The 20,302-nt window shown below is 71.4% G+C and carries 21 protein-coding genes and 1 tRNA gene; 11 read left to right on the top strand and 11 right to left on the bottom strand.

Annotated features, from left to right (window positions below):
• Position 1 precedes the first annotated feature (1 nt).
• Positions 2-607 carry a TetR/AcrR family transcriptional regulator gene (locus ACLJQZ_RS00805; RefSeq protein WP_410618003.1) on the top strand — a complete coding sequence of 202 codons (606 nt, stop codon included), beginning with the start codon at positions 2-4 and terminating at the stop codon, positions 605-607.
• Between the two features lie 9 nt (positions 608-616).
• A complete protein-coding gene (locus ACLJQZ_RS00800; RefSeq protein ID WP_410618001.1) occupies positions 617-1,681 on the top strand; it encodes a DNA polymerase III subunit beta in 1,065 nt (354 codons plus the stop codon).
• Between the two features lies 1 nt (position 1,682).
• On the opposite strand, the gene ACLJQZ_RS00795 is transcribed toward ACLJQZ_RS00800, so the two are convergent.
• On the bottom strand, positions 1,683-2,645 hold the full coding sequence (locus ACLJQZ_RS00795) for an Lrp/AsnC family transcriptional regulator (RefSeq protein ID WP_410617999.1): 963 nt from the start codon (positions 2,643-2,645) through the stop codon (positions 1,683-1,685).
• Positions 2,646-2,729: 84 nt separating this feature from the next.
• Here ACLJQZ_RS00795 and ACLJQZ_RS00790 point away from each other — a divergent pair, with 84 nt between their 5' ends.
• Entirely contained in the window at positions 2,730-3,554 is an 825-nt protein-coding gene (locus tag ACLJQZ_RS00790; protein ID WP_410617998.1) for a VOC family protein, read from the top strand.
• On the top strand, positions 3,551-4,738 hold the full coding sequence (locus ACLJQZ_RS00785) for a carboxylesterase family protein (protein ID WP_410617996.1): 1,188 nt from the start codon (positions 3,551-3,553) through the stop codon (positions 4,736-4,738). The genes ACLJQZ_RS00790 and ACLJQZ_RS00785 overlap by 4 nt, the downstream gene beginning before the upstream one ends.
• Here the strand turns inward: ACLJQZ_RS00785 and ACLJQZ_RS00780 are convergent.
• The 7 genes from ACLJQZ_RS00780 to ACLJQZ_RS00750 all read right to left on the bottom strand — a co-directional run bounded on the left by ACLJQZ_RS00780 (position 4,716) and on the right by ACLJQZ_RS00750 (position 9,091).
• The gene (locus ACLJQZ_RS00780) at positions 4,716-4,970 is read right to left on the bottom strand and encodes a glutaredoxin domain-containing protein (RefSeq protein ID WP_247058875.1); all 255 of its coding nucleotides are present in this window, start codon (positions 4,968-4,970) and stop codon (positions 4,716-4,718) included. The two genes, ACLJQZ_RS00785 and ACLJQZ_RS00780, sit on opposite strands and share 23 nt — an antisense overlap.
• On the bottom strand, positions 4,967-5,737 hold the full coding sequence (locus ACLJQZ_RS00775) for an MBL fold metallo-hydrolase (protein WP_410617995.1): 771 nt from the start codon (positions 5,735-5,737) through the stop codon (positions 4,967-4,969). Before ACLJQZ_RS00775 ends, ACLJQZ_RS00780 begins: the two co-directional genes overlap by 4 nt.
• Positions 5,734-6,552 (bottom strand): NUDIX hydrolase, encoded by an 819-nt coding sequence (locus ACLJQZ_RS00770; protein WP_410617993.1) that lies wholly within the window; start codon positions 6,550-6,552, stop codon positions 5,734-5,736. The genes ACLJQZ_RS00775 and ACLJQZ_RS00770 overlap by 4 nt, the downstream gene beginning before the upstream one ends.
• 106 nt (positions 6,553-6,658) lie before the next feature.
• A complete protein-coding gene (locus tag ACLJQZ_RS00765; RefSeq protein WP_410617991.1) occupies positions 6,659-7,804 on the bottom strand; it encodes a hypothetical protein in 1,146 nt (381 codons plus the stop codon).
• A gap of 37 nt (positions 7,805-7,841) precedes the next feature.
• On the bottom strand, positions 7,842-8,468 hold the full coding sequence (locus tag ACLJQZ_RS00760; RefSeq protein WP_247058879.1) for a hypothetical protein: 627 nt from the start codon (positions 8,466-8,468) through the stop codon (positions 7,842-7,844).
• The gene (locus ACLJQZ_RS00755; protein ID WP_410617989.1) at positions 8,468-8,923 is read right to left on the bottom strand and encodes a RidA family protein; all 456 of its coding nucleotides are present in this window, start codon (positions 8,921-8,923) and stop codon (positions 8,468-8,470) included. The genes ACLJQZ_RS00760 and ACLJQZ_RS00755 overlap by 1 nt, the downstream gene beginning before the upstream one ends.
• A 6-nt stretch (positions 8,924-8,929) precedes the next feature.
• On the bottom strand, positions 8,930-9,091 hold the full coding sequence (locus ACLJQZ_RS00750) for a DUF4177 domain-containing protein (RefSeq protein WP_020642049.1): 162 nt from the start codon (positions 9,089-9,091) through the stop codon (positions 8,930-8,932).
• A 141-nt stretch (positions 9,092-9,232) separates the two neighbouring features.
• Between ACLJQZ_RS00750 and ACLJQZ_RS00745 the strand changes: the two genes are divergently transcribed.
• From ACLJQZ_RS00745 to ACLJQZ_RS00735, 3 genes are read left to right on the top strand one after another with little or no spacing between them, the layout of a single operon-like run.
• Positions 9,233-9,481, top strand: a complete 249-nt coding sequence (locus ACLJQZ_RS00745) for a hypothetical protein (RefSeq protein WP_247058881.1) — start codon at positions 9,233-9,235, stop codon at positions 9,479-9,481.
• A 21-nt stretch (positions 9,482-9,502) separates the two neighbouring features.
• On the top strand, positions 9,503-10,510 hold the full coding sequence (locus ACLJQZ_RS00740; RefSeq protein WP_326945000.1) for an ArsA-related P-loop ATPase: 1,008 nt from the start codon (positions 9,503-9,505) through the stop codon (positions 10,508-10,510).
• Positions 10,507-11,634 (top strand): ArsA family ATPase, encoded by a 1,128-nt coding sequence (locus ACLJQZ_RS00735; protein WP_247058883.1) that lies wholly within the window; start codon positions 10,507-10,509, stop codon positions 11,632-11,634. Before ACLJQZ_RS00740 ends, ACLJQZ_RS00735 begins: the two co-directional genes overlap by 4 nt.
• A 42-nt stretch (positions 11,635-11,676) precedes the next feature.
• Here the strand turns inward: ACLJQZ_RS00735 and ACLJQZ_RS00730 are convergent, their stop codons facing one another.
• Complete coding sequence (locus ACLJQZ_RS00730) at positions 11,677-11,973, bottom strand: WhiB family transcriptional regulator (RefSeq protein WP_247058884.1); 297 nt, start codon at positions 11,971-11,973, stop codon at positions 11,677-11,679.
• 345 nt (positions 11,974-12,318) lie between these two features.
• Between ACLJQZ_RS00730 and ACLJQZ_RS00725 the strand changes: the two genes are divergently transcribed.
• A complete protein-coding gene (locus tag ACLJQZ_RS00725; protein WP_410617988.1) occupies positions 12,319-14,496 on the top strand; it encodes a transglycosylase domain-containing protein in 2,178 nt (725 codons plus the stop codon).
• Between the two features lie 49 nt (positions 14,497-14,545).
• Here ACLJQZ_RS00725 and ACLJQZ_RS00720 read toward each other — a convergent pair whose 3' ends face one another.
• Positions 14,546-16,342 (bottom strand): protein kinase domain-containing protein, encoded by a 1,797-nt coding sequence (locus tag ACLJQZ_RS00720; RefSeq protein ID WP_410617986.1) that lies wholly within the window; start codon positions 16,340-16,342, stop codon positions 14,546-14,548.
• Positions 16,343-16,456: 114 nt separating this feature from the next.
• Between ACLJQZ_RS00720 and ACLJQZ_RS00715 the strand changes: the two genes are divergently transcribed.
• Together ACLJQZ_RS00715 and ACLJQZ_RS00710 are read left to right on the top strand one after the other, a co-directional pair.
• On the top strand, positions 16,457-17,437 hold the full coding sequence (locus tag ACLJQZ_RS00715) for a metallophosphoesterase (protein ID WP_410617984.1): 981 nt from the start codon (positions 16,457-16,459) through the stop codon (positions 17,435-17,437).
• Positions 17,438-17,466: 29 nt separating this feature from the next.
• A tRNA-Pro gene (locus ACLJQZ_RS00710) sits at positions 17,467-17,540 on the top strand.
• Between the two features lie 51 nt (positions 17,541-17,591).
• Here the strand turns inward: ACLJQZ_RS00710 and ACLJQZ_RS00705 are convergent.
• The gene (locus ACLJQZ_RS00705; protein WP_410617983.1) at positions 17,592-18,365 is read right to left on the bottom strand and encodes a class I SAM-dependent methyltransferase; all 774 of its coding nucleotides are present in this window, start codon (positions 18,363-18,365) and stop codon (positions 17,592-17,594) included.
• A 39-nt stretch (positions 18,366-18,404) separates the two neighbouring features.
• On the opposite strand from ACLJQZ_RS00705, the gene ACLJQZ_RS00700 reads away from it, so the two are divergent.
• On the top strand, positions 18,405-20,255 hold the full coding sequence (locus ACLJQZ_RS00700; RefSeq protein ID WP_410617982.1) for a prolyl oligopeptidase family serine peptidase: 1,851 nt from the start codon (positions 18,405-18,407) through the stop codon (positions 20,253-20,255).
• Positions 20,256-20,302 lie beyond the last annotated feature (47 nt).

Here is a 20,302-nt window from a genome sequence, read left to right as displayed (position 1 = left end):
GATGCCCAGGACGAGTGAACGCGGCGGGCCGCAGACGCGCGCGAAGATCGCGGAGGTCGCGGCTCGGCTGTTCCTCGAGCGCGGGTACGACACGGTCACGGTCGCCGAGGTCGCGAAGGAGGCCGGCGTCTCGAGCGTGACGGTCTTCAACCACTTCCCGCGCAAGGAGGACCTCTTCCTGGACCGCGCGGACGACGCCGCCGAGGTCCTGCGCGCGGCGGTGCGCGACCGCGCCCCGGACGTCGACGTGCTGACGTCCCTGCGCGACGCGGCGTTCCGGCTCTTCGACGACCGTCACCCGCTTTCCGGCGTCAACGACCGGTCGATCCCGTTCTTCCGGACCGTCGCGGGCTCGCCCGCCCTGATCGCGCGCGCCCGGGAGATCGCCGCCGAGCTCCAGGGCGTCCTTGCTGAGGAACTCGGCGGCGACGGGACGCTGCTCGCCGCCTTCTTCATCGCCGGGTACGCCGCGGTGCTGACCGAGACCGCTTCCCGGCTCGTCGCGGGAGAATCGCCGGACGTCGTGGTGGACGACCACCGTGTCCGGCTGGAGCGGCTGTTCGACGCCCTCCGCGACGGCGTCGTTTTTGTCGGTGGTGGCCGCTAGCTTGCGGGGATGGACGTCACCGCGCCTGCTCACCGCCTCTCGGCGGCCGTCTCCGCCGCGTCCCGCCTGCTGCCCGCGCGTGCCGCGCTGAGGCTGCGGGCGGACGCGTCCGGGCTGACGGTCGCGGGCAGCGACCCGGATCTCGCCGTCCGGTTCGACTGCCCGGCGACCACCCACACCGACGGCGAGGTGGCCGTGCCCGCGGCCCCGCTGGCCGAGACGCTGAAGATGCTGGGCGCGGCGCCGGTGCGCCTGGTCGTCGAAGGCAGCCGGCTGGCGTTGCGCCTGGATCAGGCCCGGTTCGCGTTGCCGTTGCTCGCTTCCGCTGCCGCGTCGCCCGCTTTTGCCGCACCCCAAGTGTCCGAAGTGGACGGACCGGCGTTCGCCTCGGCGTTGCGGATCGTCGCCGGCACGGCGGCCAAGGACGACCCGCTGCCGTTGTTCACCGGCGTCCGCGTCCAGGCCGCCGACGGCCGGCTGACGTTGACGGCGTCGGACCGCTACCGGATGGCGGTGGCCCGGCTGCCGCTGCGGTCATCGGGCGCGCTGGACGTCTTGGTGCCCGCGGCCCTGCTGACGGAGGCGGCGCGGCAAGCGCGGGGCGTGGTCGGGCTCCACACCGGCCCGGGCCGGTTCGGCCTGAGCTGGGCGGGCGGCTTGGTGGGTACAGCGGTCCTGGACGCGGGTTTCCTGTCGGAGGAGGCAATCCCCTCGGGCGCGGTCGACACCAGGGTGACGCTGGAGTCGGACGCCCTGGCGGCGGCGGTCCGCCGGGTCGGGGTGTACGCGGAGGACCGCCGGGTGCTGACGCTGGAGGTCGGCGACGCGCAGGTCCGCCTGGCGAGCGCGCGCCTGGACGCCGGCGAGGCGGAGGAGACGCTGAAGGCGGACGTGAGCGGTGGCCGGACGTCGCCCTCGTTCCAGGCTCGGTACCTGCTGGACGCGTTGAGCGCGTTCGCCGGGGAGCGGGTGGAGCTGTCGATCCAGCCGGGTATGCGAGCGTGCATCCTCCGGGCTGTGGACGCTGGGGAGGTGGAGCTGACGTACTACCTGATGCCGATGCTGCCCCGCTGACTCACGGATCCAGGGTGCCGAAGCGTTTCAGGGTGCGGATCATCGGGGCCGTCTCCACCTGCTGGACTCCGGCCAGTCCGCCGAGGTCGTCGGCCAAGTACTCGTACAGGGCCGCGTCGTCGCGGCAGCCAACGTTCGCCACCAGGTTCGACGGGCCCGTTGTGGCCGCCGCGAAGGCGACCGGTGGATGCTGTGCAAGTGCGCGGCCCGTCGATGACAGGGCCGAGGGGGCGACGGTGAGCCAGAGCGTTGCCGTCAACGGGTAGCCGAGGCGGGCCGCGTCTATCTCGACGTCGAAGTACAGCGCTCCCGCGTCTCGCAGGTGCTCCAGGCGTCGGCGGGTTGTCGACTCCGAGCGGCCCGCGGCCGCGGACAGTGTCGACATGTCGGCGCGGCCGTCGTGGGCCAAGGCCTCCAGCAAGGCCGGGTCCTCCGGCTCCGGGCGGTAGCCGACCTCGGCAGGAGGACGGCGCAGCGACGCCACGGATGACTCCGGCAGCGCGCTCGATCGGCCCGGCCAGCCCGCCGGGCCGCCCGCGAAGCGGCGTAGCAGCCGGTACGCCGTCATCGAAACCACGCGCGGCGTTCGCGGCAGCCGACCCAGCAGCAGGCCGTCCGCTTCCTCGCGTTGCGGGGCGCGGATGAAGCACACGATCTCCGTCCCGCCGGACATCAGGCTCACCCACTGCGTGTCCGCACGCCGGGCCAGGGCGGTCGCGATCGGGGCCGCCGCGTCCGGGACGCACCTCAAGCGCACCAGCCAGTGGACCTGGCCCAGCGGTGCCGCCTCCGGGACGCCGACCACGCGCAGCACTCCGGACGAGCGCAGCTTGCGGTAGCGGCGCGCGATCGTCTGGTCCGAGACACCGAGCACCTCGGCGATCGTGCTGAACGACGCGCGCCCGTCGAGCTGGAGCGCGTGCGCGAGCCGGCGGTCCAGGTCGTCGAGCAGGTCGGAATTCATCAAATCAGCCTAGAGAACGTCGGATTTCGCGCACAATCCCGCCACGGATGGAAGACCTGCCCAGGAGAATCCACGCTGGGGGACATGAACATCGACCACACCGTCTTCCTGACCCGCGGCTACGAACGAACCTGGCGCCGCTACGAAGAACTCGGCTTCACGCTCAGCCCGCCGTCGCGGCACTTCGCGTCCCGCAGCGAGGGCGGCGAACTGCTGCCGAGCTGCACGGCGAACCGCTGCGCCTACTTCGGCGGCTCCTTCCTCGAACTGATCGGCATCGTCGACGCGGCCGCCGGTGACCCGTGGCGCGTGCTGCCCATCCTGGACGAGCGCGGCGACGGCCTGCACGGCGTCTCCTTCGGCTGCGACGACTCCGAAGCCGCCGAACGCCGGCTGCGCGAAGCCGGGCTCTCGACGTCCGGGGTGCTCTCGCTGCAGCGCGACGTCGAACTGCCGGAAGGCACGCGCACCGCGCGCTTCCGCAGTGTCCACATCAGCCGCGACAAGACGCCCGAAGGCATCCTGCACACCGCCGAGCACCTCACCCCGGAGTACGTCCACCAGCCGCGCTACCTCGATCACCCGAACGGTGCCCGCCGCGTCGCCGGGATCCTGCTGGTCGTGGCCGACGACGAAGTCGAGAACTACCGCCGCCGCTACGACGTCATCACCGGCGGCGAGCAGCTCGTCGACATCGTCGGCGCGAGCGACCTCGACGCCGTCCTGCCCGGTGAGACCGCGCCGCGGCTGCCCTGCTTCGCGGCGCACGGCGTCGCGGTGGACGATCTGGACAAGGCACGGAAACTGGTCGAGCGGCACGTCCCGACCACCACTCGCGACCGCGGTTTCTTCGTCCGCGCCGAGGACGCGTACGGCGCCGCGGTGTACTTCGAAGAGGAGGCACGATGATCGTCGACACCACCAGCGGCCGGGTTCGCGGAGCGGCCGGCACGTTCCGAGGGATCCCTTACGCGGAAGCGAAACGCTTCGAACTTCCGACGCCGCCGAAGCCGTGGACCGGCGTCCGCGACGCCCTCGAACCCGGGCCCGCGGCGCCGCAGCCGCCGTCGCGGCTCGAACACGCCCTCGGGTCGATGCCGCTCCCCCAGAGCGAAGACTGCTTGTCGCTCAACGTCTTCACGCCGTCGACCACCGGCCGCAGGCCGGTGCTCGTGTGGATCCACGGCGGCGGGTTCTCCAGCGGCTCGGGCGGCCAGGTCTGGTACACCGGCACGCGCCTGGCCCGCGAGGCGGATGCCGTCGTCGTGACGCTCAACTACCGGCTCGGCGCCCTCGGTTTCCTGGCCATGGACGGCGTTCCGCCCAACCTCGGGGTCGCCGACCAGCTCGCGGCCCTCGAATGGGTTCGCGACAACATCGCCGCGTTCGGCGGAAACCCGGCCGAGGTCACCCTCGGCGGTCAGTCGGCCGGCGCGCAGTCGACGCTCGCACTGTGGTCGTCACCGCGAACGAAGAACCTCGTCAAGCGGATCGCCCTGCAGAGCGCGCCACTCGGCATGCGACCATCCACTTGGGACGACGCGAGCCAGAACGCCTTGCTGCTACAACAAGAAGCAGACGTCCGTACGGCCACAGTGGACCAACTGCTCGAAGCGCAGCTCAAGGTCGCCGCGAAGACCACGAAGCCCGGCTCGCTCGAACCACCGTTCCAGCTCGTCGCCGACGGCGATCTCGTCGCGGAAGACCTCATCGAGGCGGCGCCCCAAGGCGAAGCGCTCATCAGCTGGACGCGGGACGAGCTGCGCGCGTTCGTCCCCGACGCCCCGCAAGACGTCGTCGACAAGGCGACCAACACGTTCTTCGCCGGTGACATCCCGCGGCTCGCCGGGAAGCTCGACGCCGTCACTTTCCGCTTCGACTGGCAGGCGCCCGGCAACCGGTTCGGCGCGTGCCACTGCGTCGACCTGCCGTTCCTGTTCGGCACCCACGACGTCTGGGCCGCGCCGATGCTCGAAGGCGCGCCGAAGGGGCTCGAAGAGGAAGCCGGGCTGCGCAAGGTCTGGGCCGCCTTCCTGCACGGAAAGCGGCCCAGCCTCGAGTGGGCCGTGCTCAGGCCGCCTGAGCGGCCTTGACGGCGGCTTCGACCTCGGCGAACGACGGGTTGACCATCGCGACCGAGCCGACGATCACCGTCGGGACGGTTTCGTTCCCGTTCGCCACCTCGCGCACGCGCGCCGCGCCGTCCGGGTCCTCCCAGATGTTGATCTTCCGGACGTTGAAGCCGCTCTTGGAGATCGGCCGGTCGAGCGCGGCACAGAACCCGCACCCGGGCCGCCAGTAGAACTCCACCTCGACGTTGCTCATCCCTGTCCTTCCGACCGCAAGTAGTCCAGCTGCGCCTGCACGCTCCATTCGGCGGGCGCCCACAGTGCCCGGTCGACGTCGGCGTAGACGACTTCGACCACCTGGCGCGGTGTGGCGTCCGCCCCGAGCACCTGCAAGGCCGAACGCACCTGGTCGAGCCGCTGTTCCCGATGGGCAAGGTACTCGCGCGCGGTCGCGGGCAGATCGAGGAGCTCCGGACCGTGCCCGGGCAGCCCGAGCGTGCCCGCCGGCAGCTCGATCAGCTTGCGCAGCGACCGCAGGTAGTCACCGAGGTCGTGCAGCACGGTGGTGCCGCGGCCGAGCACGGTGTCGCCGGTCAGCACCTGGCCCTCGAGCACCAGCGACACCGAGTCGGGGGTGTGCCCGGGCGTGTGCAGCACCCGGATCTCCAGGCCCGCGGCGGAAATCAGCTCACCATCCTCAATGGACGTCGCATTGAGACAGAGCGAAGGGTCGAACGCGCGCACCGGCGCGCCGGTGCGCTCGGCGAACCACGGCGCGCCTTCGGCGTGGTCCGGGTGGAAGTGCGTCAGCAGGATCAGCTCGACCTCGCCGACGCCGGCCAGCAGTTCGAGGTGGTCCAGGTCGCGGTAGCCGGGGTCGACGACGACCGCCGACCGCTCCGGCGTCGCCCGCAGCACCCAGCTGTTCGTGCCTTCGAGCGTCATCGACGAGGGGTTGTTCTCCAGCAGCACCGACGCCGTCTCCGACACCCGCCGCAGGACGCCGTAGGCCGGGGCGCTCATCGCCGCTCCAGCACGACGCGGACCTGGTCGTTCTCGCGGACCAGCGTCGGCGCGATCCGGACGATCTCACGCTGCGCGTTCAGCACGTCGTCAGCCGTCGCGAACTCGGCCAGCTCGCTCAGCGTCAGCCAGGTCGGCGGCATCAGCATCCGGCGGCCTTCGCGGGCGTCGGCGATCGCGTCCTCCGGGCGCTGCCAGCCGGAGCTCGACGCCTCGGACGTCGCGCCGTCCGCCTGCTGGCCCTCGGGCAGCTTCGCGACGTAGAAGCGGGTGTCGTACCGGCGCGGCTCCTGCTCGGGGGTGATCCAGTGCGCCCACGGGCGCAGCAGGTCCGCGCGCAGCGTCAGCCCGGCGTCGGCGAGGAACCCGGCCAGCGACACCTCGCGGGTCTCCAGGGCGTGGCGGGCCGACGCGTACGGCGTGACGTCGACGAGGACCTCGTCCGCGCTGCCCGCGAGCAGCACGCCGGACTCCTCGAACGTCTCGCGCACCGCCGCGCAGGTCAATGCCCGCGCGAGCGCGTCGTCACAGCCGAAGCGGGCCGCCCACCACGACGGCGCCGGGCCGGCCCACGTCACGGACGCGTCGGCGTCGCGCTTGTCGACGCCGCCGCCGGGGAAGACCGTCATGCCGCCGGCGAAGGGCATGCCCTCGACCCGGTGCTGCAGGAAGGTCTCGACGCCCTCGGTCCCGTCGCGGACGAGGATCACCGTGGCCGCGTCCTTGGGGACGGCGGGTGGTCCATCGGCGTTGGCGCGGGTGGCGATCCCGGCGCCGACGGGGATGTCGAAGACGAACTCCTTGGGCTGCTCCACCCGGGAAACATACCTCCGATACCCGACGTTCCGTCGCGCAGTTGTGGCGTCCCGGACACAGCAAAAGCGGCACTTTCACGTGAAAGTGCCGCTTTGTGCCGTGAAACTACGGGGCGGTCCAGCCGCGCTGGTCGCCACCGGAGCGGGACGCGCCGTTGAGCCGCATCTTCGCCGCCTCGGCCCGCTCGCGCTCGGCCAGCTCGGCGTGCAGCTCGCGCAGCAGCGCCCGGTCGCGCTCGCTCAGGCTCGGGTCGTCCAGGTCCAGCGCGGGCAGCTCGACGACCTCGTGCATCGACGGCTTGCCCGCGGCGATCTCGCGGCCCTTCTCCGGGTCTTCGGCCAGCGCCTGCCGCAGCTGCGCGACCTCCGCCGGCGTCAGGTCGGCCGTGCGCTCCGCCCGCGTCTCGGCCCGTTCCGACCGCACCTTGCGGGGCGGCTCGGGGACCGGGGGCGGCGGCGACACGATCGGCACCACCGGAGCGACCGGCTCCGGCGCCGTGGTCGTCGGGGCGTTCGCCCGCATGCTGTGCCGGCTGCCCGACTCCGCGACCGTTTCCGCCGAGACGGCGGGAGCCGGCGGCTTCGCGACCGGCTTGGGCCGGTAGGAGGACGTGTTGGACGTCGCACTCCCGGTCACCCAGGCCGGCGACGCGGCCGCCGAAGCGGCCTGGTGGTACTCGGAGTGCGCGACGCCCGGGCCGCTCACCTCGACGACCGAGTGGATGCCGGCCCGGCGCAGCGCCGTGTCGACGCGGAAGGCGACGGCGGGCGGGTTGCCCTCCGGCCCCAGCTCGACAAGCACCACGCGCTGCGGCAGCGCGCCCGGCACGCTCCCGGCCGGGGTGTTGCGCCACACCGCGTGCACCGACCGGACGTCCGGCAGCACCTGCAGCGTCCGGTCGAGCGCCTCGGCGATGCCGAACTCCGGAGCGTTCTCGCCGGTGAACCGGTGCGTGCTGACCGGCTCGGCCTCGTCGACCAGCAGGTCGTTCGCCAGCGTCGCGTCCGACCGGCTCATCTCGAGGACCAGCGCCAGCTCGCGCTGTTCGGCGGAGCTGACCGGGATCCGGCCCGCGATGAGCGTGCCGGTGGTCAGTTCGACGGCCTCGTCGATGTGCGCGCGGGCGATCAGCTCCCGCGCTTCGGTGAGCGCGCTGTCGTCGATCCGGCCCGCCAAGGCCAGCAACAGGTTGTGCAGGCGCAGGGGCACCGAGAACCCGTCCATGGGCGGGCCGTCGTGGACCTCCACCATTGCCTTGCTCCCTCCCGGCTCGCTGGCGGTGCGAGCGTTAAGCGGCTACGAGCCGGTTGCCCGCCACCGCGCCCACGCAGACCAGCTCGGAATCAGCCAGCGCGGCCCGGTGGTAGCCCGGCAGGTCGAAGCGCGGCGGGATGACCTCGACGCTGGGCTCTTCGTCGCCCAGGACCCGCAGCACCCGCTGCAGTTCGCCGGTCAACCTCGGCAGCCCCGACAGCGCGGTGATCAGCAGGACGCGTTTGGCCGTTCCTTGCCCGACGACACCGACGTGCCGCCAGCTCTGCCGCACTTCCCCCACGTCCGGCCGTCCCCGCAACGTTGCGTGGATCAACACGGACACGGAGTCGACCGAGTTAACCCATTCGGGCGCACTCGACGTGAATGTGTACCTGTTCTCGGTGACGTCGTCTACCCCCAGGGTCGAACTCACCTGGTGCCAGTCGGCGCCGTGCGGGATGAGCCCGGCCACGAGCAGGCGGTACTCCGTCTGGTCGAGGTCAATCCTGTGCTTAAGCAAAGACCTCGGCAGGGTCCGGGCGAGAGTGCCCATCGCGCCCTCGCCGAGCCAGTCCCGGAAGCGCCACAGCAGCTGGTCGGGCAGCCGTCCGGCCAGCCGGAGCAGCAGCTCGTGGGTGGACTGCTCGATGTCCGGGTCCATCACTGCACCTCCACGATCAGTTCGACCTCCACCGGCGAGCCGATCGGCAGCTCCGCGACGCCGACGGCCGAGCGGGCGTGGACACCCGCGTCACCGAAGACCTCGCCGAGAAGCTCGGACGCGCCGTTGACGACCGCGGGCTGGCCGGTGAAGCCCTCCGCGGAAGCCACGAAGCCGACAACCTTGACGATCCGCGTGACGTTGTCAATGCCGACCAGAGCGTGCACCGCCGCGAGGGCGTTGAGCGCCGAGGTGCGGGCGTGGCCCTTGGCCTCCTCGGGGCTGATCTCCGCGCCGACCTTGCCGGTCGCGGCGAGCACGCCGTCGACGAAGGGCAGCTGGCCGGACGTGTAGACGTGCTGACCGCTCCGCACGGCGGGCACGTAGGCGGCCAGCGGTGCGGCCACACCGGGCAGCTCGACGCCGAGTTCCTTCAGCCGTTCGCTCCAGCTCACCGCGGATCAGCCCTTCGGACGCTTGAGGTACGCGACGTGCTGCTCGCCCGTCGGGTTCGGCAGGACGGTGACCAGCTCCCAGCCGTCCTCGCCCCACTGGTCGAGGATCTGCTTCGTCGCGTGGATCAGCAGGGGGACCGTCGAGTACTCCCACTTGGTGGCGCTCATAGCTCGGGAGCGTAGCCAAGCGGGCAAGAGCGCCGGGGTCCGCCGCCGGAAAAGCGCCGAGGTCCGGGGGACCCCGTCCGAGTGAACGATCACTCGTTGTGGGGCACCTCACGTCCGGCCGGGGCCCGCTAGCGTGGGCGCGTGGAAACGTGGCGGGTGATCGCGACGGCGCTGCTGGCCGCGGCCGGGCTGCCGCTCGTGCTGGTCGTGATGGCGAAGGTGCGCGACCGGACGCGGAGTTCGGGGCAGGTCGCGCTCGGCGGAGTGGTCACCCTCACCCTGCTGGTCGTGCTCGGTGTGCTGATGCTCACCGTGCTGCCCGGCCTGGCGACCTGGTTGCTGGTCGCCGCCGTGGCGGCTGCGGTCAGCGTCATGCTGCTGGCCAGCTGAGCACCGGTTTAGGGTGAAGAAGTGACCACTTCCCATGCCGGCTGGACCGACGAGCTTGCCCGCGCCCGGCTGCACTTCGTCACCGGCAAGGGCGGGACCGGCAAGACGACGCTCGCCGCCGCGCTCGGCCTCGCGCTCGCCCGTGAGGGCCGCCGGGTGCTGCTGATCGAGGTCGAGGGCCGGCAGGGCATCGCGCAGCTCTTCGACACCGAGCCGCTGCCCTACGCCGAGCAGCGGATCGCCTCCGTTCCCGGCGGCGGCGAGCTGCGCGCGCTGCACATCGACGTCGAAGCCGCGCTGCTCGAGTACTTCGAGATGTTCTACAACCTGGGCTTCGCCGGCCGGACGCTGCGGCGGATGGGCGCGATCGAGTTCGCGACCACCCTCGCGCCGGGCCTGCGCGACGTCCTGCTCACCGGGAAGATCAAGGAGTGCGTCGGGCGCACCGAGTCCGACGGGCGGCACACCTACGACGCCGTCGTCGTCGATTCGCCGCCGACCGGCCGGGTCGTCAAGTTCCTCGACGTCACCAAGGCCCTGACCGACCTCGCCAAGACCGGCCCGATCCGCGGCCAGGCCGACGGCGTCGTCCGGCTGCTGCACTCCGGCGAGACCGTGATCCACATCGCCACCCTGCTCGAGGAGATGCCGGTCCGCGAGACCGTCGAGGCCGTCGCCGAGCTGGACGGCGCCGACCTGCGCCCCGGCGCGGTGCTGGTCAACCGGGTCCGGCCGCCGCGGCTGCCGGCCCGCTCGGTGCTGGCCGCGGCCGACGGGCGCGTCGACGCTTCCCGCGTCCGCACCGGGCTCGCGTCGGCCGGGTTGAAGCTGCCCGACACCACGCTGGACGCGCTGGTCGAGGAGACCGTTGAGCACGCGGTGCGGGTCGCCGCCGAGCAGCGGGCCCGCGAGCAGCTCGCCGAAGCCGACCTGCCGACGCTCGAGCTGCCGGACCTTACCGGCGGCGTCGACGTCGGGGCGCTCTACGAGCTGGCCGAGGCTCTGACCGACCAGGGGGTGCGGTTGTGACCACCACCATCGACATCGACGCGCTGCTCGACGACGAGAAGAGCCGCGTGATCGTCTGCTGCGGTTCCGGCGGCGTCGGCAAGACGACCACCGCGGCGGCGCTGGCGCTGCGCGCGGCCGAGCGCGGCCGCCAGACCGTCGTGCTCACCATCGACCCCGCGCGGCGCCTGGCGCAGGCGCTCGGCCTGCGTGAGCTGGGCAACCACCCGAGGCAGGTGCAGGTCGAGGGTTTCGAGCCCAAGGGCGAGCTGTGGGCGATGATGCTCGACATGCGCCGCACCTTCGACGACATGGTGCGCGTGCACGCCGGCCCGGAACGCGCCGAGCAGCTGCTGCAGAACCCCTTCTACCAGACCATTTCCACGTCGTTCTCCGGCACGCAGGAGTACATGGCGATGGAGAAGCTGGGCCAGCTCGCGGCCACCGGCGACTGGGACCTGATCATCGTCGACACCCCGCCGAGCCGCTCCGCGCTGGACTTCCTCGACGCGCCGACGCGCCTGTCGTCCGCTTTGGACGGCCGGATGATCCGGCTGCTCACCGGCCCGGCGAAGGCCGGCGGCTGGGGCCTGCGCAAGGTCGTCAACGCCGGGTTCTCGATGTTCGCCAAGGCCGTGTCGACGATCATCGGCGGCCAGCTGCTGACCGACGCGTCGGCGTTCATGCAGGCCTTCGACAGCATGTTCGGCGGCTTCCGCGAGCGCGCCCGCAAGACGGCCGAGCTGCTGCGCTCGTCCGGGACGTCGTTCCTGGTCGTGGCCGCGCCGGAGCCGGACGCGCTGCGTGAGGCGTCCTACTTCGTCGAACGGCTCTCGGCCGAGTCGATGCCGCTGGGCGGGCTGATCGCGAACCGGACGCACCCGGTGCTCGCGAAGCTGTCCGGTTCCGAAGCGCTGGCCGCGGCCGAGTCCCTGCAGGAGGGCGACGTGAACGCGCCGCTGGCCGAGGCCGTGCTGCGGCTGCACGCCGACCGCGTCGACCTCGCCGCCCGCGAAGAACGGCTGCTCGCGCGGTTCACCCGGGCCCACCCCGAGGTGGCGCTGGCCCGGGTACCCGCGCTGGCCGGTGACGTGCACGACCTCGACGGCCTGCGCGACATCGGCACCAAGCTCGCCTCCTCGTGAGTGGTAATTCGGGTTAGAACCCGAATTACCACTCACGAGCGGTCAGCCGACTTCGACCCGCTCCAGGGCGTCCCGTTTGGCCGCCTCGAGCAGCTCGGCCCAGTTCAGCACGTCGGGACGGCGGCGCAGCAACGCCCGCCGTTCCCGTTCGGTCATACCACCCCAGACACCGAAGTTGATCCGGCCGTCGAGTGCTTCGGCGAGGCATTCCGTGCGGACCGGGCAGCCCATGCAGACGGCTTTCGCCCGGTTCTGCTCCGCACCCCGGACGAACAGGCCGTCCGGATCGGCGTCCCGGCAGGACGCGTTGATTCGCCAGCTCGACTGGTTGGTTTCCATACCCCCAGCTCCCTACCCTGGTGATCGACGCACCAGCGGGGACAAAGGCACTGCGCTCCTCGCCCCCGCGAGCGTGTCTCCCTCAGCTCACGTCGGTTTGCCGGACACCTCCCCGGTGCCGGTGCCTGAAGCCGGACCGCGCGAGCTCCCACTCGCGGTGATCCGCCTCTCGGCTTTCTTCGTGAGACGTTGACGGACTGTAAGGGCCCTCGGTTCCCTCCGCCAAGACCTAGAATGCCTTCCGTTACCAGATGTCACCGAAGGGGGTCGCGTTTGTCACTGAATTCACATCTTCGGGGACACGGCGTCACCGGCGCCTGACCCGCTCCGCGTAGGCTGGCCCTCGTGCGAAAAGCGGATGGTTTGTTCAAGCTCATCGGCCTCTGCCTGCTCGCGGGGGTGCTCGTCGCCGGCATGCTCTTCCCGGTCGTGGGGGCCGCCGGTGTCATGTCCAACCAGGCCAGCGAGACGGTCGAGAAGACGTCGTCGGACCTCGCGGACATCCCGCCGCCGCTGGTCACGACCGTCACCGACAGCGCCGGCACCCCGATCGCGACGATGTACGACCAGTACCGGCTGCCGATCAACGAGAACCAGATCAACGAAGCCATGAAATGGGCGCTGGTCTCGGTCGAGGACAAGCGGTTCTACGACCACCACGGCGTCGACTGGCAGGGCACGCTGCGCGCGGCCGTCAGCAACAGCACCGGCGCGGACACGCAGGGTGCGTCGACGCTCACGCAGCAGTACGTCAAGAACTACCTGATCAACGTCGTCTACCGCGGCGACACGGTGGGTCAGAAGAAAGCGCAGGAACAGTCGGTCGCCCGCAAGCTGAAGGAAGCGCGGATCGCGATCCAGCTCGAGACGAAGCTGACCAAGCAGCAGATCCTCGCGGGTTACCTGAACATCGTCGAATTCTCCCGGCAGATCTACGGGATCGGCGCCGCCGCGCACGCGTACTTCAACACCACGCCGGAAAAGCTGACCGTGCCGCAGGCCGCATTGCTCGCCGGATTGGTGAACAACCCGATCAACAACGACCCGTGGAAACACGCGGACAAGGCGACCGCGCGCCGCAATGTCGTGCTGGACCGGATGGTCGAGAACAAGAAACTGGCCAAAGCCGACGCCGACCGGTTCAAGGGCGAGCCGCTGGGTGTCGTACCGGACTTCCCGGCGAAGCCGCCGGCCAACTGCATCGGCGCGGGCCCGGAGGCCGGGTTCTTCTGCCAGTACGTCGAGGACTACCTGATCAAGTCGGGGATGAGCAAGGACCAGCTCTACACCGGCGGCTACACGATCAAGACGACGCTGGACCAGCGCGCCAACCACGAGGCGAAGGTCTCGGCGGAGACGCAGGTCAAGAAGACCCAGCAGTACGTGGCGAACACGTTGTCGCTGATTAAGCCGGGCAAGAACCGGCACGAGGTGGTCGCGCTGGCGGCCAACCGCGACTACGGGCAGGACCCGGATCAGGGCCAGACGACGTACGCGCTGCCGGCGGGTGTCTACAACACCGGTGGCGCCGGGTCGACGTACAAGATCTTCACCACGGCCGCGGCGATGGAGAAGGGCGTGGCGGGGATCTACTCGCCGGTCGAGGTGCCGGACTCCTACACCTCGCACGTGTTCACCGGTGGCGCGAAGACCTGCCCGCCGACGGGGCCGCCGCTGCGCTCGAACTGGTACTGCGTGGGCAACGCCGGTGACTACAGCCGGATCGCCCAGGGCGCGACCGTGCAGACCGCGCTCGCGACGTCGCCGAACACCGCGTTCGTGGAGCTGGAAGACCGGCTCGGCAGCACCGCGCCGGGCATCGACATGGCCAAGCGGCTCGGCATGCGCGACACCATGGCGAGCAACATCGGCGGCGGCACGGTCGACCCGAAGGCCGACAAGGCGGAGAAGAGCCAGACCCAGGCCGAGTACTACGGCCCCAGGCCGGGCTGGCCGGGCTTCGGCGCGTTCACCCTGGGCTTCAGCCCGCTGAGCGGCCTGGAGCTGGGCAACGTCGCGGCGACGATCCTCTCCGGCGGCGTCTGGTGCCCGCCGACGCCGATCGCCGGCGTGACCGACCGCAACGGCCAGCCGGTGCCGATCAAGGAAGCCGGCTGCGAGCAGGCGGTGCCCGAAGGCCTGGCGAACACCCTCGCGGTCGGCATGAGCAAGGACGACCAGCCGGGCGGCACGTCGGCGGCCGCGGCCGCCGCCGCCGGGTGGAACCGCCCGATCATCGGCAAGACGGGCACGACCCAGGGCAACGTCTCGGCGACGTTCGTCGGCGGCACCCCGCAGCTCGCGGGCGCGGCGATGACGTTCAAGTTCGGCGGCGGCGGCTCGGGCGGTCTCTGTGACGCCGGCCCGGGCAACGTCCGGGTGTGCGGCAGCGGAAACATGTTCGGCGGCAAGGCCCCGGCCCGGACGTGGTTCGGCGCGATGAAGAACATCATGGACGCCAGCCAGCCGGTCGTGGACCTACCCCAGCCGGACCCGCAGTACATGGGCGGCCCCGGCCGCTAGAAATGCCTGGGCGGGGCCGGAGCGGCTTGACTTGCTCCGGCCTCGCCTATCAGCTCTGCGGCATCTTCGACAGGACCTCCGTGTTCCACCACTGGTAGAGCATGTCCAGCTGGTTGGTGTCCGCGACCTTCGTGGACAGCAGGACGCCCGCGATCAGGCTCTTCTTCTCCGTCCACACGAGCTGCGCCGGGTCGCCGAGGAAGCACGTCAAGTACTCACCCGGGATCGGGTTCGGGACTTCCGCTCGGTAGTACGTGCCCCAGATCTTCGGGTACGTCTCCGGGCGGCACGCGCCATGCGCGTCGTCGCGGGTCAGGCCCTGGGTCTTGACGATGTTCTGGAAGTACGCGTCCATCGCGGCCGCGTCGGCGAAGCGGTAGAACTTCGCTCCGGTCGGCTGGGGGAACACCACGTTGCCGATCCTGACGTCGCCGACGTTCGAATCCGTGCACTCGATCGCGGCGGCCGTGCCGGCGGGCGCGGCCGCGTCGACGCACGTGTATTGCCTGTAGACGGCCGGAAGGGCGTTGTACAGCGCCATGTCGTGCTCCTGCTTCGGTGGCGAAGATTCCGAAGTGGACGGTGGCGGCTGTGAAGACGACGGCGGCGGCGACGAGGACGAACCCGGCGGCACCGTGACCGGCACGGTCGGCGACTGGCTGCCCGTCCGCGTCGTCTTGTCCTTGCTCACGAAGTACGTGACCAGCAACGCCACCACGACGATCCCGGCGAGCGCGCTGCACAACGCGATCCACCGGCCTCGCTGGGACTTCGACGGCCGAGGCTGAGACGGCGCGGTGAGCGGGGCCGGGCCGGTCAGCGGCCGCGGGCCCGTCGGCGGGCCGGCGTACTGCCCCGTCGGCGGGCCCGGGTAGGAGCCGGTCGGTGGGCCGGCGTAAGCCGGGGCCGGCATCGGGCGCGGCGGGGTCATCGGCGCGGACATGCCGTGCTGCGCCTGCAGAGTCGGCATCGGGCGCGGCGGGGTCACCGGGCCGGGCAGGGTTTTCTGCCAGGTCTGGATCGGCGCGGGTGCCGGTGTCGCCAGCGCGGTCCGGACGGCGGCCGCGAACGCCGCCGCCGTCGGGTAGCGGTCGGCCGGGTTCTTCGCCATCCCGCGCGCCACCACGGCGTCCAGCGCGCTCGGCACGCCCGCGCGCGCCTGCGAAAGCACGGGCGGCGGCGCGGTCAGGTGCGCGCCCATCTGCGCGGCCGCACCCTCCGCTTGGAACGGACGGTGCCCGGTGAGGCACTCGAAGAACACGCACGCGAGCGCGTAGACGTCGACGAGCCCGGTGATCGGGGCGTCGCCGAAGCGTTCCGGCGCCATGTAGTCGAGCGTGCCGATCACGTTGCCGGTGCCGGTGAGCGACGTCGCCTCCCCGCTCATCGAGCGCGCGATGCCGAAGTCCACGAGGTACACGAAGTCGCCGCTCGTGACGAGCACGTTCGACGGCTTGACGTCGCGGTGCACCAGGCCGTCCACGTGGGCGGCGTCGAGCGCGCCCGCCACCTGCTCCACGATGCCGGCGGCGCGATCGGGCGTCAGCGGCCCCTCTTCGAGCAGCTCCTTCAGGTCCTTGCCCTCGACCAGCCGCATGTCGAGGTACAGCTGCCCGTCGATCTCGCCGTACGCGTGGATCGGGATCACGTGCGGCTCACGCAGCCGCGCCACGATCTGCGACTCGCGGCGGAAGCGCGCGCGGAAGGCCTCGTCCGTCACGTACGGATCGGACAACAGCTTCAACGCGACGACGCGGTCGTGCGCCGTGTCGTAGGCGCGGTGGACCTCGCCCATGCCACCGCGGCCGAGCAGGCCCTCGATCCGGTACGGCCCGAACTGCTCCATCACTCTCCCCAAGCCCCCTAAAGACCCGTCTACGGGCCGACGCAAATGCTAAGCGGCAGGTTCCCCGGAACGGGGGCGAAGTCATCCAACCGTTGAGCACGTATCCTGGAGCCCGTGAGCACGCTCAGTAACAAACCCACGTCGGGGGCGAAGGCGATCCGCCTCGCCGCGGGGACAGTGGCGCTCGGCGCCGCGACCCTCGGTTACGCCGTCGGCATCGAACGGCGCCGCTGGACCCTGCGCACCGCCGAACTCCCAGTGCTGGCGCCCGGGTCGCGGCCGTTCACCATCCTGCACGTTTCGGACCTGCACATGCTGCCGAGCCACCGGAGCAAGCAGCGCTGGGTCGCGGCCCTCAACGAGCTGAATCCGGACCTGGTCGTCAACACGGGTGACAACCTGTCGCACCACCAGGCCGTGCCTTCGGTGCTGCGCGCGCTCGGCCCGCTGCTCGAGCGGCCCGGCGTGTTCGTCTTCGGGAGCAACGACTACTACGCGCCGAAACCCAAGAACCCGGCCCGCTACCTGATGCCGAAGGGCAAGAAGAAGCGCATCCACGGCGTCCAGCTGCCGTGGCGCGACCTGCGCGCGGCGTTCGTCGAGCACGGCTGGACCGACCTGACGCACGTGCGCCGCACGATCGACGTCGGCGGGCAGCGGGTGTTCGCCGCGGGCGTCGACGACCCGCACCTGCGCCGTGACCGCTACGCCGACATCTCCGGCCCGGCCGACAGCGGCGCGGCCGTCCGGCTCGGCGTGACGCACTCGCCGGAGCCGCGGGTCCTCGACACGTTCGCCACGGACGGTTACGACCTCGTGCTGGCCGGCCACACCCACGGCGGCCAGCTGCGCCTCCCGGGTTACGGCGCGCTCGTCACCAACTGTGACCTGGATCGCAGTCGCGCCCGCGGCGCCTCGCGCTGGGGCGCGCACATGTGGTTGCACGTTTCGGCCGGCCTGGGGACGTCGCCGTGGGCGCCGGCCCGGTTCGCCTGCCCGCCGGAAGCGAGCCTGTTGACGCTGGTCCCGCGCGGGTCCGGGGCTGACGAACCGCGTAAGGCAGCCCGCCGGAAAGCCCGTGACAACGTCCGCTAGACTTCTCCACGACCCGTTAAGCAGTACCTCGGGGTGTGGCGCAGCTTGGTAGCGTGCCTCGTTCGGGTCGAGGAGGTCGTGGGTTCGAATCCCGCCACCCCGACGAGTAAGAGCCGGTGTCTTCGGACACCGGCTCTTCTGGTTTCCGGGCTTCTCACACTCTCGTCGCCGTCACTTCCACCCAGCACTGGCTGAAGTCGCCGTCGCCGCTTCTGACCCACGTCCACGCCGACCGAGCCGCGCTCGCCAGCTGGTCGCGGTCGCGCCCGTAGTCCGGGTCCGAGATCGCCGCGTCCAACCGGGACTCGACGTATCTCGCCAGGTCGCGGTACGTCATGTCCTCGCGGTAGCGGGGGCGCGAGACGATCTCGGCGAACCCCGCCGCCGCGCAGTGGTCGGCGATCTTGCGCCCGGCGAACGGGTCGCCGCCCGCCCGGCGGCGCAACAGGTAGTGGCCGCGCAGGGCGGCGTCGACGTTCGCCGTCTTCGGGCGCAGCCGCGCCTTGCTCCAGTCCGAAGTGGACAGCGCGAGCCTGCCACCCGGCTTCAGCACCCGGCGCAGCTCCCGCAGCGCTTCCAGCGGCGCGGTCAGGTGCTCGAACAGCGCGTGCGAGAACGCGACGTCCACGCTGTCGTCGTCGAACGGCAACGCGTACGCCGACGCCACCACGAAGTCCACTGTGGACCGGCCGGCCCGGCGCGCGGAGTCGCGGGCCATCGCGATCTGACCGACGTCGCGGTCGACGCCGGTGACGCGCGACCCGGCGCCCAGCCCCAGCGTGATCGAACCCGGGCCGCAGCCGAGGTCGACCACCCACATCCCCAGCCCGAACAGCGGCTGGGCGAACGTCGCGCGTTCGGCAGCCGTGCGCGCGGACATCATCGAAACCGCGTCTCGCCCGTAGCCCGGCGCGTAACCCTCCAGCACCCCGCACACAGTACGGCCAGAAGGTGGCAGGATCGAGGGGTGAGCACGCAGTCAGCCAACCAATATCCGCCCGCGGTGGTCCCGGACCGGCTGTTCGACGAGGCCGAGACCGAAGCCCGCTGGCGCGCCCGCTTCCACGCGCCGCGCATTTCCGTGCCCGACTGGGCCCGCGACGCCCCCGATCGATGCGTCTACGTGTCCAACTCCAGCGGTGTCTGGGAGGTCTACGCCTGGAACCGGGCGACCGGCGAGCACCGACGCGTCACCGATCGGCCCAACGGCACCATGCACGCCACGCCCTCGCCGGACGGCGAGTGGATCTGGTGGTTCGACGACACCGACGGCGACGAGTTCGGCTCGTGGGTGCGCGAGCCGTTCGCCGCGACCGAGGGCAGCAAGCCCGAGAAGGCGGTGCCGGACGTCCACGACGGCTACCCGGCCGGCCTCGAGATCGGCACCGGACTCATCGCGGTCGGCGTCTCGACCGACGACGGCAGCGAGCTGTTCGCCCGGATCGACGGCGAGACGCACCGCTTCTACAGCCACGCGGACGACGCCGGCATCACGTCGCTCTCGCGCGACGAGAGCCTGATCGCCATCTCCCACTCCGAGCACGGCGACTCGCGCCACCCGGCGCTGCGGATCCTCGCGACCGACGGGTTCACCACGGTCGCCGACAAGTGGGACGGCGAGGGCAAGGCCCTGTCCGCGCTCGAGTTCTCCCCGCTGCCGGGCGATCAGCGCCTGCTGGTGCTGCACGAACGGCGGGGCCGCGAGGAGCTGCTGGTCTGGGACGTCCGGGCGGACACCGAGACGGAGATCGAGCTCGACCTGCCCGGCGAGGTCGTCGCCGGCTGGTACCCGGACGCGCGCGCCCTGCTGGTCGTGCACTTCCACGAAGGCCGCAGCTCGTTGTACCGCTACGACCTCGACTCGGCCGAGCTGTCCTCTGTGGACACTCCGGCGGGCCGGATCGGCGGCGCCGGCGTGCGGCCCGACGGGACCGTCGAGTACTCCTGGTCGAGCGCGGCCGAGCCGGCCGCCGTCCGGGCCCGCACCACCGACGGCTCCGACGCGGTGCTGCTGTCACCGCCGGGCGACCGGGCGCCGGGGTCGGAACCGCTGACCGACGCGTTCGTCGAAGGCGTCGGCGGCCGGATCCACGCGCTGGTCTCGCGGCCGTCCGGGGCGCCGGAGGGCCCCCTGCCGACGGTGTTCTCGCTGCACGGCGGCCCGCACGCGGCCGACGAGGACCGCTTCTCGGCGTACCGCGCGACCTGGCTCGACGCCGGGTTCGCCGTGGTCGAGGTCAACTACCGCGGTTCGACCGGCTACGGCTCGGCCTGGCGCGACGCCATCGAGGGCCGGCCCGGGCTGACCGAGCTGGAAGACGTCGCCTCGGTGCACGACTGGGCCGTCCAAAGTGGACTCAGCGACCCGAAGAAGTGCGTCGTGAACGGCGCTTCGTGGGGCGGTTACCTCTCCCTGCTCGCGCTCGGCACGCAGCCCGCGCGCTGGGCGGCCGGCGTCGCCGGGGTGCCGGTGGCGGACTACGTCGCCGCGTACGAAGACGAGATGGAGCAGCTGCGCTCGTTCGACCGCGCGCTCTTCGGCGGTTCGCCCGACGACGTGCCCGCGGTGTACGCGGAGTGCTCGCCGATCACCTACGTCGACGCCGTCACCGCGCCGGTGCTGGTGCTGGCCGGCGACAACGACCCGCGCTGCCCGATCCGGCAGATCGAGAACTACCTCGACCGGCTCGGCGGCCGCGAGCTGCACCACGAGTTCTACCGGTACGACGCCGGCCACGGCTCGCTGGTGATCGCCGAGACGATCAAGCAGACGTCCATCGAGGTCAACTTCGCCCAGCGGGCCCTCGGCCTGCACTGACCCACACCAAGTGCTGTGAGGGGCACCTTCAGGGACAGATAAGCCCT

It is taken from the genome of Amycolatopsis sp. cmx-8-4 (assembly GCF_046548675.1).
In the GTDB taxonomy this organism is placed as follows: domain Bacteria; phylum Actinomycetota; class Actinomycetes; order Mycobacteriales; family Pseudonocardiaceae; genus Amycolatopsis.
Note: the sequence above shows the minus strand (reverse complement) of the source record. Positions and strands in the feature narration are given on the sequence as shown.